Origin of the sequence: Blastococcus sp. HT6-30 (assembly GCF_039729015.1) — a bacterium.
GTDB lineage: Bacteria > Actinomycetota > Actinomycetes > Mycobacteriales > Geodermatophilaceae > Blastococcus.
This window is the reverse complement of record NZ_CP155792.1, coordinates 1,527,762-1,543,264: the sequence shown is the minus strand read 5'-3', so window position 1 is coordinate 1,543,264 and position 15,503 is coordinate 1,527,762. Positions and strand designations below refer to the sequence as shown.

Annotated in this window: 13 protein-coding genes; 1 reads left to right on the top strand and 12 read right to left on the bottom strand. The window is 73.0% G+C overall.

The features are described from left to right. Positions 1 to 81: 81 nt before the first annotated feature. The 10 genes from ABC795_RS07450 to ABC795_RS07405 all read right to left on the bottom strand — a co-directional run bounded on the left by ABC795_RS07450 (position 82) and on the right by ABC795_RS07405 (position 10,610). The gene (locus ABC795_RS07450; protein WP_347060338.1) at positions 82 to 537 is read right to left on the bottom strand and encodes a GNAT family N-acetyltransferase; all 456 of its coding nucleotides are present in this window, start codon (positions 535 to 537) and stop codon (positions 82 to 84) included. Positions 538 to 561: 24 nt separating this feature from the next. After that, positions 562 to 1,380 carry a CPBP family intramembrane glutamic endopeptidase gene (locus tag ABC795_RS07445; protein ID WP_347060337.1) on the bottom strand — a complete coding sequence of 273 codons (819 nt, stop codon included), beginning with the start codon at positions 1,378 to 1,380 and terminating at the stop codon, positions 562 to 564. Positions 1,381 to 1,390: 10 nt separating this feature from the next. Beyond that, the gene (locus ABC795_RS07440) at positions 1,391 to 2,338 is read right to left on the bottom strand and encodes an RluA family pseudouridine synthase (RefSeq protein WP_347060336.1); all 948 of its coding nucleotides are present in this window, start codon (positions 2,336 to 2,338) and stop codon (positions 1,391 to 1,393) included. A gap of 91 nt (positions 2,339 to 2,429) precedes the next feature. After that, positions 2,430 to 2,927, bottom strand: coding sequence for a signal peptidase II (gene lspA / locus ABC795_RS07435; protein ID WP_347060695.1), 498 nt, complete (start codon positions 2,925 to 2,927; stop codon positions 2,430 to 2,432). A 176-nt stretch (positions 2,928 to 3,103) separates the two neighbouring features. Continuing rightward, entirely contained in the window at positions 3,104 to 4,393 is a 1,290-nt protein-coding gene (gene ugpC / locus ABC795_RS07430; protein ID WP_347060335.1) for a sn-glycerol-3-phosphate ABC transporter ATP-binding protein UgpC, read from the bottom strand. 55 nt (positions 4,394 to 4,448) lie between these two features. After that, a complete protein-coding gene (locus tag ABC795_RS07425; RefSeq protein WP_347060334.1) occupies positions 4,449 to 5,282 on the bottom strand; it encodes a carbohydrate ABC transporter permease in 834 nt (277 codons plus the stop codon). After that, the gene (locus ABC795_RS07420; RefSeq protein ID WP_347060333.1) at positions 5,282 to 6,244 is read right to left on the bottom strand and encodes a sugar ABC transporter permease; all 963 of its coding nucleotides are present in this window, start codon (positions 6,242 to 6,244) and stop codon (positions 5,282 to 5,284) included. The genes ABC795_RS07425 and ABC795_RS07420 overlap by 1 nt, the downstream gene beginning before the upstream one ends. Further along, positions 6,241 to 7,551: an extracellular solute-binding protein gene (locus ABC795_RS07415; protein WP_347060332.1), complete on the bottom strand. Its 1,311-nt coding sequence runs from the start codon at positions 7,549 to 7,551 to the stop codon at positions 6,241 to 6,243. Before ABC795_RS07415 ends, ABC795_RS07420 begins: the two co-directional genes overlap by 4 nt. Positions 7,552 to 7,731: 180 nt before the next feature. Next, positions 7,732 to 8,961: a DUF4032 domain-containing protein gene (locus ABC795_RS07410; RefSeq protein ID WP_347060331.1), complete on the bottom strand. Its 1,230-nt coding sequence runs from the start codon at positions 8,959 to 8,961 to the stop codon at positions 7,732 to 7,734. A 137-nt stretch (positions 8,962 to 9,098) separates the two neighbouring features. Next, positions 9,099 to 10,610: a potassium/proton antiporter gene (locus ABC795_RS07405; protein ID WP_347060330.1), complete on the bottom strand. Its 1,512-nt coding sequence runs from the start codon at positions 10,608 to 10,610 to the stop codon at positions 9,099 to 9,101. A 95-nt stretch (positions 10,611 to 10,705) separates the two neighbouring features. Between ABC795_RS07405 and ileS the strand changes: the two genes are divergently transcribed. Further along, positions 10,706 to 13,879, top strand: a complete 3,174-nt coding sequence (gene ileS, locus ABC795_RS07400; protein WP_347060693.1) for an isoleucine--tRNA ligase — start codon at positions 10,706 to 10,708, stop codon at positions 13,877 to 13,879. Between the two features lie 56 nt (positions 13,880 to 13,935). On the opposite strand, the gene ABC795_RS07395 is transcribed toward ileS, so the two are convergent. Both ABC795_RS07395 and ABC795_RS07390 read right to left on the bottom strand, forming a co-directional pair. Beyond that, positions 13,936 to 14,571 (bottom strand): hypothetical protein, encoded by a 636-nt coding sequence (locus tag ABC795_RS07395; RefSeq protein WP_347060329.1) that lies wholly within the window; start codon positions 14,569 to 14,571, stop codon positions 13,936 to 13,938. Positions 14,572 to 14,732: 161 nt separating this feature from the next. Further along, positions 14,733 to 15,461 carry a DivIVA domain-containing protein gene (locus ABC795_RS07390; RefSeq protein ID WP_347060328.1) on the bottom strand — a complete coding sequence of 243 codons (729 nt, stop codon included), beginning with the start codon at positions 15,459 to 15,461 and terminating at the stop codon, positions 14,733 to 14,735. Between the last annotated feature and the right edge of the window lie 42 nt (positions 15,462 to 15,503).

The following is a 15,503-nucleotide window of genomic DNA, read 5'->3' as shown; positions in this document are numbered from 1 at the left end:
CGGTACCTGTCGATCCTCGCACCTGGACAGGTCTACCGGCGACCACCGACAGTTCGTGTCCCGGCGATCCGGACCACTCCGTCACACGCTCCCCGCCGGCCCCTTCCCGAGCCGCCGGCGCATGGTGACGTGGGCGATCCCGGCCTCCTCGTAGATCTCGCCCACGGCGGTGTACCCGGCGCGCTCGTAGAACCGCCGGGCCGGCAGCTGGGCGTGCAGCTCGACCTCGGTGGCGCCGCACCCGGCCGCCTGGCGGTGCAGCTCTGCGAGCACCGCGGCTCCGTGGCCCCTCCCCCGCGCCTCGGCGACGGCGGCCATCCGGCCGATCCGGGCCGTCCCGCCGTCGACCACCAGCCGCCCGGTCGCCACCACCCGCCCGGCGTCGTCGCGGCTGAGCACGTGCACCGCCGTGGCGTCGGCGTCGTCCCGCTCGATCTCCGGCGGAACGCCCTGCTCGACGACGAACACACGGGTGCGCAGGTCCGCGACCTCCGGCCAGTCGGCGGGAGTGGCGACCTGCGCGGTGGGGCTCGGCACGGCCCCATTCTGGTGACCGTGTGCTCAGCCGGCCGCATCCCCCTGCGGGCCGGCGCCCGGGGCGGGCAGCGCGCTGGCCGGCACGAGCAGGAAACGCAGGTCGATCAGCGCGTGCAGCAGCACGGGCAGCAGCAGCGAGCCGGTGTCCAGGTAGAGCACCGCCATCACTCCGCCCAGGACGCCGGTGAGGACGATGCCCGCGCGGCCCTGGTAGGCGTGCGCCAGCCCGAAGGCGACGGCGGCGACGACCACCAGGACGACCTCCGGCGCCCCGCCGGTCACGGCCGCCACCACCGCGAGGAAGAACCCGCGGTAGAGCCACTCCTCGCAGACGCCGGCGGTGACCCCGACGACGGTGAACAGCCGCCGCTCGTCGGCCGTGCGCGGGAGCAGGGCCAGCGTCGACTGCCCCGGTGGCTCGGCGTGCCGGCCATGGGCGGGCGGGGAGTGGCCCGACCGGCGCGCCGGTCGGGTCGTCTCCAGCAGGGCCCCGGCGCGCAGCTGGCGGGTCGAGGCGACGACGAGCAGCAGCACCACGACGACGACGACCGCGGTCAGCGGCCCGGGCCACGCGCGCGGCCAGGCCAGCCCCACCGCCGCGGCGTCGACCCCCGGCGTCGCGAGCCAGACGACCAGCGCGACCACCGACAGCCCCCACTCGAGCACCAGCAGCCGCCGGTAGAACGAGCGGCGGGCTCCGGCGTCGGTGCGCAGCCGGCCCTCGAAACGCCCGTGCAGCACGTGCCCGACCACCGGCTCCCCCACCACCAGGTAGACGGCCACCACGACCGCGGCGAGCGCCGCCGGGCCGAATTCGGCGAGGGAGTCCGGCAGGGCCGTCACCGGAGGAGCGTCAGGCCTCGGCGCGCAGCACGGCCAGCGCGCCGGCGAGGTCGGACGGGTACTCGCTGGTGAACTCGACCCACCGCCCGTCGGCCGGGTGGGGGAAGCCCAGCCGCACCGCGTGCAGCCACTGACGGGAGACCCCGAGCCGTGCCGCGAGCGTCGGGTCGGCGCCGTAGGTCGTGTCACCGACGCAGGGGTGGCGCAGCGCGGAGAAGTGCACGCGGATCTGGTGCGTGCGGCCGGTCTCCAGCCGGATGTCGACGAGGCTGGCGGCGGCGAAGGCCTCCGTGACCTCGTAGTGCGTCACCGAGGGGCGTCCGCCGCTGACGACGGCGAACCTCCAGTCGTGCCGCGGGTGCCGGTCGATCGGTGCGTCGATCGTGCCGCGGGACGGATCGGGGTGACCCTGCACGAGGGCGTGGTAGCCCTTCTCGACCGAGCGCTCCTTGAAGGCGGCCTTCAGCGCGCTGTAGGCCCGCTCGCTCTTGGCGACGACCATGACCCCGGTGGTGGCGGCGTCCAGGCGGTGCACCACGCCCTGCCGTTCGGCCGCCCCCGACGTCGAGATCCGGTAGCCGGCCGCCGCGAGACCGCCGATGACCGTGGGTCCGTCCCAGCCGGGGCTGGGGTGCGCCGCGACGCCGACCGGCTTGTCGACCACGACCAGGTCGTCGTCGTCGAACAGGATCGTCATGCCCTCGACCGGCCGGGGCGGCGCCGGCTCCCCCGGCGGTGGCGGCAGCTCCACCTCCAGCCAGCTGCCGCCGCTGAGCCGGTCGCCCTTGCCCCGGACGCGGCCGTCGACGACGACGTGGCCGGCGTCGGCCACCTCGGCCGCGGCGGTGCGGGACAGGCCGAAGAGCCGGGACAGGGCCTGGTCGACCCGCTGGCCCTCCAGCCCGTCGGGCACCGGGAGGGCCCGGTGGAGGCCGGGAGCGCTGGTCACGGGCTCCATTGTGACTGCCGGCCTCGGTGCAGCACTGGAACGGCCCTCCGGCAGGGCCCCGCCGCGAGCCTGCGAGCGGGGTGTGGGCTGGGATCCTTGCTCAGGCCGTGTCGGCCTGGTCGTCCGCGCCGCTGCGGGTGCCGTCGAACTCGATGCCCCGCAGCGCCAGCAGCACCCCGAGGAGGCCGCCGCAGACGATGGCCGAGTCGGCGACGTTGAACACCGGCCACACGCTGCCGTCGGGGCCGAACACCGAGAGGAAGTCGACGACGCCGCCGCGCAGGAAGCCCGGGTCGCGGAAGATCCGGTCGACCAGGTTGCCCAGCGCCCCGCCGAGCACCAGGCCCAGGGCCACCGCCCAGCCGGTCGACCGCAGCCGGCGGGCGGTCCGCACGATGACCACGGCCACCGCCACGGCCACCAGGGTGAACAGCACGGTGAAGCCCTCGGCGAAGGAGAACGCCGCCCCGGTGTTGCGCAGCTGGGTCAGGTACAGCGCCCCGCCGAGGGTGCGGATGTCCTCGCCCGGCTCGATGGTCGCCACCACGACCAGCTTGGTGGCCAGGTCGAGCACCAGGACGACGGCGGCGAGGCCCAGCAGGAGCCGGGTGCGCGTGCGGCCGGTGGGCGCGACGGCGGAGGAGCCCCGGGGCGCGTCGTCCGCCGGGTCGACGTGCTCGGACAGGGGGGCTCCTCGGCTCGGCGGGATCGCGACGTGGCCGCGCGGCCATCGCCGAAGACGATAGCCGCGCCGCCTCAGCCGCCCCGCTGCTCCTACGAGCCGACGGCCGTAGCCCCGCCCACCCGCGCGTGCCCGTCGTCGGAGAGCGAGCGGGGCTGCGACTCCTCCACCTGCTCCATCCGGTCCTGGGTGGCCAGCCGGGTCAGCTCGGCTCCGGCCTCGGCGTCACGGGTCAGGTTCTCCCCCGACTCCGGGTCGAAGACGTGCACCTTGCGGCTGTCCAGCCAGAACTCCGCCTCCCGGCCCTCCCGGATCCGGCTCGTCGCGTCGATGGAGACGATGGCCTGGGTGCGCAGCTCCTCGGAGTCCAGCTCCTTGGAGAGGTCGCGCAGCTGCGCCCGGATCGAGTCGGGGGCGTCGTAGGGGATGTAGGCGTACTGGGAGTCGCCGAGCCACTCGGTGACGTCCACCCGCGCCCGGAACGTCGAGCCCACCGGGCGCTTGGCCTCGTCGACCAGGGAGGCGTCCTCGAAGTACTCGGGGCGGATGCCGACCAGCAGCAGGTCGTGCCCGGCGACCGCCTTCGCCCGCTTCTCCTCCAGCACGATCTCGCCGAAGGGGGTCTTCAGCCGGTTGCCCTCCGGCGTCGCCGGCAGGAAGTTCATCGGGGGCGAGCCGATGAACCCGGCGACGAAGAGGTTGACCGGCTGCTCGTACAGCTCGCGAGGTGAGGCGACCTGCTGGATCTCGCCCTTGCGCAGGACGCAGACCCGGTCGCCGAGGGTCATCGCCTCGGTCTGGTCGTGGGTGACGTAGACGGTGGTGATGCCGAGCCGGCGCTGCAGCCGGGAGATCTCGGTGCGCATCTGCCCGCGCAGCTTGGCGTCGAGGTTGGACAGCGGCTCGTCGAACAGGAACGCCTCGGCGTCACGGACGATGGCCCGGCCCATGGCGACCCGCTGGCGCTGACCGCCGGAGAGGTTGGCCGGCTTGCGGTCGAGGTGCTCCTTGAGCTCGAGCACCTCCGCGGCCTCGTTCACCTTGCGGCGGACCTCGTCGTCGGGGGTCTTGGCCAGCCGCAGCGGGAAGGCGATGTTCTCGAACACCGTCATGTGCGGGTACAGGGCGTAGTTCTGGAAGACCATGGAGAGGTTCCGGTCGCGCGGCGCCAGGTCGTTGACCCGCTTGCCGCCGATGATCATGTCCCCGCTGGTGATGTCCTCCAGCCCGACGATCATCCGCAGCAGCGTGGACTTCCCGCAGCCCGACGGGCCCACCAGGATCATGAACTCGCCGTCGGCGATGTCGAGGCTGACGTCGTTCACGGCCTGGAACCCGTCGCCGTACTGCTTGACGATGTTCTTCATCTCGATGGAGGCCATCAGGATTCGTCCCCTCGCTGGGTCGGGAAGGTGCGGCTGTGGTCGGTCATGGCGCTCAGCCCTTGACCGCGCCGTTGGTGAGGCCGGCGACGATGCGCCGCTGGAAGAGCAGGACGAGGACGACGACCGGGATGGTCACGATGACCGCGGCCGCGGCGATCGAGCCGGTCGGCTCCACGAACTGCGACTCGCCGGAGAACAGGCCCAGGGCGGCCGGCACCGGCCGCGCCGCGCTGGTGGAGGTCAGCGAGATGCCGTAGAGGAAGTCGTTCCACGCGATGAAGAAGGCGATGATCGCGGTGGTGAAGACACCCGGGGCCGCCAACGGGACGATGACCCGCCGGAACGCCTGCCAGCTGGTGGCGCCGTCGACCTGCGCCGCCTGCTCCATCTCCCAGGGGATCTCCCGGAAGAACGCCGACATGGTCCAGATGGAGATCGGCAGGGTCAGCGACAGGTAGGGGATGATCAGGCCCGGCCAGGTGTCGTAGAGACCGATGTTCCGCCACAGGTTGAACAGCGGGGTGACGATCGAGATGATCGGGAAGATCGCCACGACCAGCGCGGTGGAGAGGATCAGCTTCTTGCCGGGGAAGTCCAACCGGGCGATCGCGTAGGCGGCGAACATCGACAGCAGGCACGAGATCGCGGTGGCGATCAGGCAGATGCCGAAGCTGTTCCGCAGCGCCGGCAGGAACAGGCCGCTCGCCCCGCCGGTGAGGATGAGCTCGTAGTTCTCCAGCGAGAACTCGGTGGGGAGGAACCCGCCGGTGGTCAGGTCGTTGGTCGACTTGAACGACAGCGAGATGATCCACGCGATCGGGAACAGGCAGTACACGATGATCAGCGCACCGCCGACGAGCCACAGCGCCCGCTTCCGCCCGGACATCACTGCTCCCCTCTCGCCGCGCCCAGATCCACCTTGAACCCCTTGACGGCCAGCGCGGCGATGAGCATCACCGCGATGAACAGCAGCACTGACACCGCCGAACCGAGCCCGATCTCCAGCCGGGAGATCGTCTGCCGGTAGGCCAGGAAGGACACCGACTCGGTGCCGTTCGCACCGGCGGTCATGACGAAGATGCTGTCGAAGATCCGGAACGCGTCCAGCGTGCGGAACAGCAGGGCGACCATGATCGCCGCCTTCATGTTCGGGATGGTCACCCGCCACAGCCGCTGCCACCGGGTGGCGCCGTCGACCTGGGCCGCCTCCTGCAGCACCTCGGGCACCTGGGCCAGGCCGGCGAGCAGCAGCAGCGAGATGAACGGGGTGGTCTTCCAGATCTCGGCCAGGCAGATGACGAAGATCGACGTCCAGAAGTCACCGAACCAGTCGGTGTCCGCGGCCACTCCGGGGAGCCAGGCGAACCACGAGTTCACGAACCCGGTGTTGATGTCGAAGGCGAACTGCCAGGCGAACGCGGAGACGACGGTGATCACCGCGTACGGGATGAGGATCGCGGCCCGGACGACCGGGCGGATCGAGGCGAGCGCCTTCGCCATGACCATCGCCAGCGCGAAGCCGAGGACCAGCTCCACCGCGACGGTGATGAGGGTGATGAGCACGGTGACCCACAGCGACTGCCACCAGAGCGGGTCGCTGAGGATCACCCCGTAGTTGCCGAGGCCGACGAACTCCCGGTTGCCCGGGTCGGTGAGGCGGTACGAGAACAGCGACTCGTAGGTGGCCTGCAGGATCGGGTACGCGGTGACCGCGAGCATGACCACGAACGCCGGGCCGGCGAGCAGCCAGCCGAGCCTCCGCTCGCCGCGGGACCGGTCGCTGACCGTGCCGTCGGGCGCCGAGACGGGCGCCGTCTTCTTGGTCGGTGGGAGAACGGTTTGCGTCACAGCAGCTGCTCCCCTCGGAGGACGGCGGTGATGAGCTCCCCGGCCTCTTCACCGGTCTCACCGGGTTCCACCGAACCCGGCGGGTGGTACATCCGCTGCAGCCCGCCGGAGACCTCGTTGTAGTAAGCGGTCTGCGGGCGCGGTGCGGCCTGCTCCAGCGACTCCCGGATGGTGGGGGCCATCGGGAACTGCTCGAGGACCTCGGGGTCGTCGAACACCGCGGCCGACGAGGCCGGGTTCCCCTCGTTGATCATGTAGTAGGCCTGGTTCTCGTCGGTGGTGATGCACTCCGCCGCCTCGAACGCGAGGTCGGCGTTCTCGCTGAAGGCGCCCACCCCGAGGTCGATGCCGCCGAGCGGCGGGGCGCTCGGGGTGTCCTCGTCGACCCGGGGCCACAGGGCCCAGCCGTAGTCCTGCGGCACCGACGGGTCGAGCGTGCCGCCCTCCACGCCGGCGAGGGCCTGGGCGTAGACGAACGGCCAGTTGACCATGAAGCCACCGTTCTCCCCCTCGAACTCGGCGGCCGAGGCCGACTCGTTCTCGGTGGAGAAGGCGGCGCCAGCCTGCCCGGAGTCGGCGACCATGCGCATGACCTCGGCGGCCCGGACACCGGCCTCGCTGGCCAGCCCCAGCTCGATGTTCTCCGGGTCGTCGGCGTTGTCCTCGATGACGGACCCGCCGGCGGACTCGATGAGCGAGTTCAGCCAGACCGTGAGGGACTCCGCACGGGCACCCTGGACCCCCAGCTCCACGTCCTGCTCCTGCGCCGCGGTGACGATCTGCTCCCAGGTGACCGGCTGACTCATGTCCAGGCCGGCGGCCTCGGCGACCGACTGGCGGTACCAGAGGAGCTGCGTGTTGGCCCAGAAGGGGACGGCGACGAGCTCCTCGTTCCAGGTGGCGCCCGCGATGGCGCTCTGCACCACGCCCTCGGTGACGCGCTCGGTGACGTCGTCGGGGACGTCTGCCAGGAAGCCGGCCTGGGAGAACTCGGGCACGTAGATGGGGTCGAGGCTCATCAGGTCGATCGACGCGTCCTTCGCCGCGAGCCGGCGCACCAGCTGCTCGCGCTGGGAGGCGGCGTCGCGCGGGAGAAGGGCCGTCTCGATCCGGTAGCGGCCCTCGGCGGCCTCGGTGCAGCGGCTGGCGAGCTCGGCCTGACCGCCGTTGTCCGGGTTGATGTACCAGGTGAGGGTCGGCGGCCCGGCGGAGTCACCGCCGCAGGCGGCCAGGGCCGAGGCGAGGACGACACCCGCGGCGGCACCGGCCAGATGGCGCGGCCGTCGGGAGCGACCGGGGAGCGACACCCCCGCCCGAGCACGCGGCAGGTGGAGATCGGGAATCTCTGACACGCGCATCGCCTCCGTTGGCGTCCGGTGCAGCCCGATGATCTCGGGGGTCCTTGGAGCGTCGTACTGCCGTCAGGGGCTGTCAAACCGAACGAGACATCCGCGTGACGCCGGTCCGACCGGCCGGTTACCTGCGGTTCAGCCGCGGCCGACGATGGCCGACGGCGTCGTCAGCTCCTGCGGGGTGCTGGGGAGCACGGTCTCGAAGTAGGAGCGCGCGGCCTGCGTCGTGCCGACGTCCCGCCCGGCCTTCTCGGACAGGAACCACCGGTGCTCGAGCACCTCGTGGAAGACCTCCGCCGGCTCCAGCCGGCCGCGCAGGTGCTCGGGGATGGCGTCGACCACGGGCTGGTAGACCTCCCCCAGCCACCGGTGGCCGGCGATCGTCTCGGGCACCGGCCGGCCGGACTTCTGCTCCAGGTAGGCCCGGAAGGCCCGGACGTCGTTGAGCAACCGCTGGGCCTGGCGCTCCCGCACCTCCAGCCCGGTCAGCCGGAACAGCTCCCGGCGGTTGTGCCCCGGCTCGGCGACCCGGGTCTCCACCCGCAGCCGGGTGCCCTCGTCGGTCGTGCGCAGCTCGACCTCGCCCACGTCGAAACCGAGCTCGTTGAGCCGCCGCAGCCGTTCGGCCACCCGGTAGCGCTGCTCGTCGGTGCGGAAGACCTCCTCGCGGGTGACCTCCTCCCACAGCGACTCATAGCGCCGGGGCAGGCTGTCGGCCACCTCGATCGGGTCGATGCCCTCGGGCAGCAGACCGCCGTACCGCAGGTCCAGAAGCTCCGCGCCGACCCGCTCGCGGGCCAGGTCGACGTCGTAGCGGCGCTGGCCGGGCGACAGCCGCGGGTGGCGCTCGACGGTCTCGGCGTCGACCAGGTAGGCGGCGAAGGTGCCGGCATCCAGCCGGAAGAGGGTGTTGGACAGCGAGCAGTCGCCCCAGAAGACGCCGGCGAGGTGCAGCCGCACGAGCAGCACGACCATGGTGTCGAGCAGCTGCTCGGCCGACTGGGCGCCGCGTGGCCGGGAGAACAACCAGCGGTAGGACATCGAGTACTCGAGGTAGCGGGTGACCAGCACCGCCGGCTGCTCGTCGGGCCGGTCGACGCAGATGCCGAGCACCGAGACCGCCGGCAGGCCCTCGCCCTCGAACTGGGCCAGCAGCGCGTACTCGTGCCGGGCCAGCCGCTCGTCGATCTCCTTCAGCGCGTAGACCCGGCCCTCGAGCGCGACGAAGCGCACCACGTGCCGCGAGATGCCGCGCGAGGGGACGTCGAGGAGCAGGGCGTCGTCCCACTCCTCCAGCGGCTGGTGCCACGGCAGCGACAGCAGCCCGGTCGCGTCGGTAGCCGGTGGCCGGAAGAGATACCGCATGACGTGCTCCGTGGGATCCCGGCACGGCGACCGCCGCCCGGTGCCGGTGGGATCACGATGTCACGGAACGCCGACGTCCGCAGCAGAGCGTCCACCGTCACGCGGCCCGCGCCGAGCGCGCGGACGAGGACGGCCCCTCAGTCGGCCTCGCCGGCGCGGCCGGTCTCGCCCCGCCACATGGCGAGCCGGCCGGCGCGGCTGACCGCGCGCAGCCGCCGCTCCGCCTCCGCCCGGGAGCCGCGCGCCGACACCAGCAGCGCCTGGTCGCCCCGCATCAGCCGGGTGGTCCGGTCGGGCACGAACGCCCGGCCCTCGCGCACGATGAGCACCACGGCGGCGTCCTCGGGCAGCCGCAGCTCCGGCAGGTAGACACCGTGCAGGCGCGACCCGTCCGGCACGGTCAGCTGCACCAGGTCGGCGTCCAGCGTCTCCAGCGGGGCGGCCTCCACCTCCACGTCGCGCGGCGTGACCGGGGCCGCGATCCGCAGCCGTCGCGCCACCCAGGGCAGGGACCAGCCCTGCACGACGGTGAAGACGACGACCAGCACGAAGACGGTGTCGAAGATGCCGGCCGCGCCGGTGACCCCGGCGGTCACGGGGAAGGTGGCGAGCACGATGGGAACGGCTCCGCGCAGGCCCGCCCAGGAGACGAAGGCCTGCTGCCGCCACGGCATCCGGAACCACACCAGGCTCAGCACCACGGACACCGGCCGGGCGACCAGCAGCAGCGCCCCGCCGACCACGAGCGCCGGGAGCAGGGCATCGGCCAGCCGGGACGGCGAGGCGAGCAACCCGAGCAGGACGAACAACCCGATCTGGGCGAGGGTGGCCATGCCCTCGGCGAAGCCGATGCTCGCGGCGCGGTGCGGGAGGGCCGCGTTGCCCAGCACCAGCCCGCACAGGTACACCGCGACGATGCCCGAGGTGGCCGCGAGCGTGGCCGTCGCGAAGGCGAGCACGCACAGCGCCAGCATCGCCAGCGGGTAGAAGCCGGCCAGCGGGAGGGCGACCCGGCGCAGCAGCGCCGCCCCGCCGACCCCGAGCGCCACGCCGATCAGGGCGCCGCCGATCAGCTGGCCGACGACCTGCAGCACGATGAGCCACCACGCTCCCGGGCCGGCGCCGGTGAGGTAGGCGGCGAGGGTGGTGACCAGGAGGATCGCCGGGGCGTCGTTGAGCCCGCTCTCCGCCTCGATGGAGGCCGCCAGCCGACGGGGCAGGGGCAGCCTCCGCAGGGCCCCGAAGACCGCCGCCGCGTCGGTGGACCCGACCACCGCGGCCAGCAGCAGGGCGAAGCCCCACGAGGCGTCGAGAAGCCAGACGGCGAAGGCCGCGGTGATGCCGACGCTCACCGCCACCCCGACGGTGGCGAGGGAAAGCCCCGGCCCGACCGCCCGCCGCATGTCGGCCCAGCGGGTGGTCAGCCCACCCTCGGCGAGGATGACGACCAGCGCGGCCACCCCGAGGGTCTGGGTCAGCTCGGCGTCGTCGAAACGCACGCCCAGCCCGCCCTCACCGATCGCCAGGCCGAGGGCCAGGTACAGCAGCAGGCTCGGCAGGCCCACGCGATCGGCCAGCCGGAGCGCGACCGCGGCGACCAGCACGACCAGCGCCCCGAGGGCCAGTGCGACGGTGACGGTCGTGTTCACCCTCGGCCGCTCCGCATGCGGTCAGTCTCCCGTACGGCGGGCGGGCTCCCCCGGTGGTGGCCCGGCCCACCGGTGCGCCACCCGGGTCGGGGATGATGGTGCCCGTGAGCTCACCCGGCCCCTTCTCCGCGCTGCCCCCGCAGGTCGACCTCCCCGCCCTGGAGCGCGGCATCCTGGAGCGCTGGGAGAACGAGAAGGTCTTCGACCGGTCGCTGCAGGAGTCGGCCGGCCGCCCGCAGTGGACCTTCTACGAGGGCCCGCCCACGGCCAACGGCCGGCCGGGCACCCACCACATCGAGGCGCGGGCGTTCAAGGACGTCTTCCCCCGGTTCAAGACGATGCAGGGCTTCTCCGTGCCCCGCCGGGCCGGGTGGGACTGCCACGGCCTGCCGGTGGAGATCGCCGTCGAGCAGGAGCTCGGCTTCGCCGGCAAACCGGACATCGAGCGGTTCGGCATCGCCGAGTTCAACGCCCGCTGCCGGGCGTCGGTGGAGCGCCACGTCGACGCGTTCACCGAGCTGACCCACCGGATGGGCTACTGGGTCGACATGTCCACCGCCTACTGGACGATGGACCCGGCCTACATCGAGAGCGTCTGGTGGTCGCTGAAGCAGGTCTTCGAGAAGGGGCTGCTGGTCGAGGACCACCGGGTGGCGCCCTACTGCCCGCGCTGCGGCACCGGGCTGTCCGACCACGAGGTCGCCCAGGGGTACGAGACGATCACCGACCCGTCGGTGTACGTGCGGCTGCCGATCACCGACGGCGAGTGGGCCGGCAAGGCCGACCTGCTGGTCTGGACGACGACGCCGTGGACGCTGCCCAGCAACACCGCCGTCGCCGTGCACCCCGACGTCCCCTACGTCGTCGCCCGGGCGGCCGGCTCCGACGACGTCCCGGTCGTGGTGGCGGAACCGCTGCTGGCCGCCGTCCTCGGGGAGGACGCCGAGGTGCTCGGCCGCGCTCCCGGCCGCGACTGGGAGCGCACCCACTACCGGCGGCCGTTCGACCTGGTCGAGTTCCCGGCCGGTGAGGACGCCCACTTCGTCGTCCTCGCCGAGTACGTCACCACCGACGACGGGACCGGCCTGGTCCACCAGTCCCCCGCCTTCGGCGCCGACGACCTGGCGGTCTGCCGCGGCTACGGGCTGCCCGTGGTCAACCCCATCGACCCGACCGGGCACTTCCTGCCCGGGGTCCGGCTGGTGGGCGGGCACTTCTTCAAGGCCGCCGACCCGCAGCTGGTCGAGGACCTGGAGAACCGCGGCGTGCTGTTCCGCGAGATCCGGTACGAGCACAGCTATCCGCACTGCTGGCGCTGCCACACGCCGCTGATGTACTACGCGCAGCCGTCCTGGTACATCCGCACCAGCCAGATCAAGGACCAGCTCCTCGCGGAGAACGAGAAGACCAACTGGTACCCGGAGAGCATCAAGACCGGCCGGTACGGCGACTGGCTGAACAACAACGTCGACTGGGCTCTCTCCCGCGACCGCTACTGGGGCACGCCGCTGCCGATCTGGCGCAACGACGCCGATCCGAGCCGGATGGTGGCCGTCGGCTCGCTGGCCGAGCTGTCGGAGCTGACCGGCCGCGACCTCTCCGACCTGGACCCGCACCGGCCGTTCATCGACGACGTCACCTTCACGCGGCCCGGCGAGGAGGGCACCTACCGGCGCGTCCGGCAGGTCATCGACGCCTGGTACGACTCCGGCTCGATGCCGTTCGCGCAGTGGGGCGCGCCGCACCGCAACTCCGAGCAGTTCCAGGCGGCCTACCCGGCGCAGTTCATCTGCGAGGCGATCGACCAGACCCGCGGCTGGTTCTACACGCTGATGGCCGTCGGCACCCTGGTGTTCGAGAAGAGCTCCTACGAGAACGTGCTCTGCCTGGGCCACATCCTGGCCGAGGACGGCCGGAAGATGAGCAAGCACCTGGGCAACATCCTGGAGCCCATCCCGCTCATGGACCGGCACGGCGCCGACGCCGTCCGCTGGTTCATGCTCGCCGGGGGCTCGCCGTGGTCGGCCCGGCGGGTCGGGCACGAGACGCTGTCCGAGGTCGTCCGGAAGGTGCTGCTCACCTACTGGAACACCGCCAGCTTCTTCACCCTGTACGCCGAGACCAACGGCTGGGACCCGGTCGCGAGCCCGGCGCCCCCACGCGCCGAGCGCCCGCTGCTGGACCGCTGGGCGCTCGCCGAGCTCGCCGCCGTGACCCGCGACGTCACCGCGGCGCTGGAGGACTTCGACACCCAGGGTGCCGGCCGGCTCCTGGCCCAGTTCGTCGACGACCTCTCCAACTGGTACGTGCGCCGGTCCCGGCGCCGCTTCTGGGACGGCGACCCCTCGGCGCTGGGCACCCTGCACGAGGTCCTCGACGGGCTGACCCGGCTCATGGCGCCGTTCACGCCGTTCGTGACCGACGAGGTCTGGTCGCGCGCCGTGGTGCCGGGCCTGGCCGGGCCGGGGGGCCAGGCGCCGGTGGACAGCGTGCACCTCGCTTCCTGGCCCCAGGTGGACGAGACCGCGCTCGACGACACCCTGGTCGAGCAGATGGCGCTGGTGCGCCGCCTGGTCGAGCTGGGCCGCTCGGCCCGGACCTCGGCCAAGATGCGCACCCGGCAGCCGCTGGCCCGCGCGGTCGTCGCCGCGCCCGGCTGGTCGGCCCTCCCCCGCGACCTGGTCGCCGAGGTCGCCGACGAGCTCAACGTCGCCGAGCTCATGGAGCTGGCCGCCGTGGGGGGCGACCTGGTCGACGTCAGCGTGAAGGTGGACTTCCGCGCGGTGGGCCGCCGTCTGGGCAAGCAGGTGCAGGCGGTGGCCAGGGCCGTCGCCGCGGCCGACGCGCCGGCTCTCGTCGCGGCCTACCGCGCCGGCACGGCGAGCGTGGACGTCGAGGGCTCTCCCGTGCCGCTCGAGGACGGCGACCTGGTGGTCACCGAGACCCCGCGCGAGGGCTGGACCGTGGCCAGCGCCGGTGGCCTGACCGTGGCCCTGGACCTCACCCTCACCCCCGAGCTGGAGCGCGCGGGCCTGGTGCGCGAGGTGGTCCGGCTCGTGCAGGAGGCGCGCAAGACCAGCGGCCTGGAGGTCAGCGACCGGATCGAGCTGTCGTGGACCGCCGACGGCGCCATGGCGCAGGCCCTGACCGAGCACGCCGAGCAGCTGGCCGGCGAGGTGCTGGCCAGCGCGGTGCACGCCGGCACGGCGGGCCCGGGCGAGGGCGTCGAGGGGCCCGAGGGCTCCCGGTTCTGGGTGGCCAAGGCCTGAGCACCTCCCCCTCCCCGCTCGCCGCCAGCGGGAAGGGAGGAGCGGGACCGGGCCTGCTAGCGGCGGGCGCGCGCCCGCTTCGCCAGGGTCCGGTCGGGCCGGCACACGCCGCAGGGGGTGAACCCGTCGGTGCGCGCCTCGTCCAGTGGCAGCGGGATGGGACTGTGCCCCTGGAGGTGCACGCACCCGGGCACGTGGTACCGGGGGTGCTCGTCGACGACGAGCACCTCGTCGGTGAGGTCGACGATGATCAGCAGGTCGGTCACCTCGACCTCCTCCACCGGAGGATCGGGCAGCTCGACCGGAGCCTCGGGGCCCTGCGCGGCCGCCACGGAGGCGGCGGTCGCGCCGGCAGCCGGTCCGGCGACGGGGGCGGTTCCCGGCTCCGGGTGGGTATCCGGAGGCGTCTCCTGCACCGTCGCCGGGGTGGGCGCGGCGGTGGGCGGCGCGGCGGTGGCGCCGGTCGCCAGGTCCGGCCCGGCCGCTGCCGGGGGGACGGCCGGAGCGGTGGCGGGGGGCGTCGTCGCGGAGGCTGATCGAGCCGCCATCTTCCGGCGGGCGGCGATCAGCACCCCCGCGGCCACGACGCAGGCGGCCACGCAACTCCAGTACAGCGCGGTGACACCGGTCAGCAGCCCGCCCACGAAGAGCCCGAAGCCCAGGAGCACGAGCAGCCCGGCGGTCACGATCACGCCTGGACTCTAGAAGGCCCCTCCCCCACCCACACCTCGCAGGCAGACACGGGCCTCGCTCAGAGCCGGGAGCAGCCGGAGAAAGCAGCAGGGCTCCCGGACCGGAGTCCGGGAGCCCTGCTCGTCGTGCCGTTCTCCAGGCACGGGGAGGGGTACAGCGCTCAGGCGCTGGCGTGCTGGTTCTGCCGGCCCGCTGTCGCGGGCTCGGCCGAGCCTCGGCTGTCCAGGTCGCGCAGGTGCGACTCGAGGTAGGACCGCAGCCGGGTGCGGTACTCGCGCTCGAAGGTCCGCAGCTCCTCGATCTTGCGCTCCAGGCTGCTGCGCTTCTCCTCGAGGCTGCCCATGGCCTCGACGTGCCGCCGCTCGGCGTCCTCGTCGAGGGCGGCGGCCTTGGCGCGGGCGTCCCGCTCCAACGTCTCGGCGCGGGTGCGGGCGTCGCCGATCATCGAGTCCGCGCGGTGCTTGGCCTCGGTGACCATCTGCTCGCTCTTGGCCCGCGCCTCGCTCATCATGCGCTCGCTGTTGGTCTTGGCGCCGCTGAGCATCTCCTCGGACTGCGTCTTGGCCTCGTTGACGTAGCGGTCAGCGGTCTCGGTGGCCAGGGCCAGCATCCGCGAGGCCCGCGCGCTGTCGTCCTCCCGGGGCGGCGGGGCCGCCGCGACGGGCGCCGCCGCGACCGGGGCCGGCGCAGACGGCTCGGGCCGCTCCTCGGCGCGTGCACCGGCGCGAACCGCGCTGGAACGCAGCTCGTTGTTCTCCTCGATCAAGCGGGCCAGCTCGGCCTCCACGACGTCGAGGAAGGCGTCGACCTCGTCCTCGTCGTAGCCCCGCTTGCCGATCGGCGGCTTCTTGAAGACGACGTTGTGCACGTCGGCAGGCGTCAGTGGCATCGCAGGTCACCTCGGGTCGGACGGCGGGAGCAGGGCGTGGCG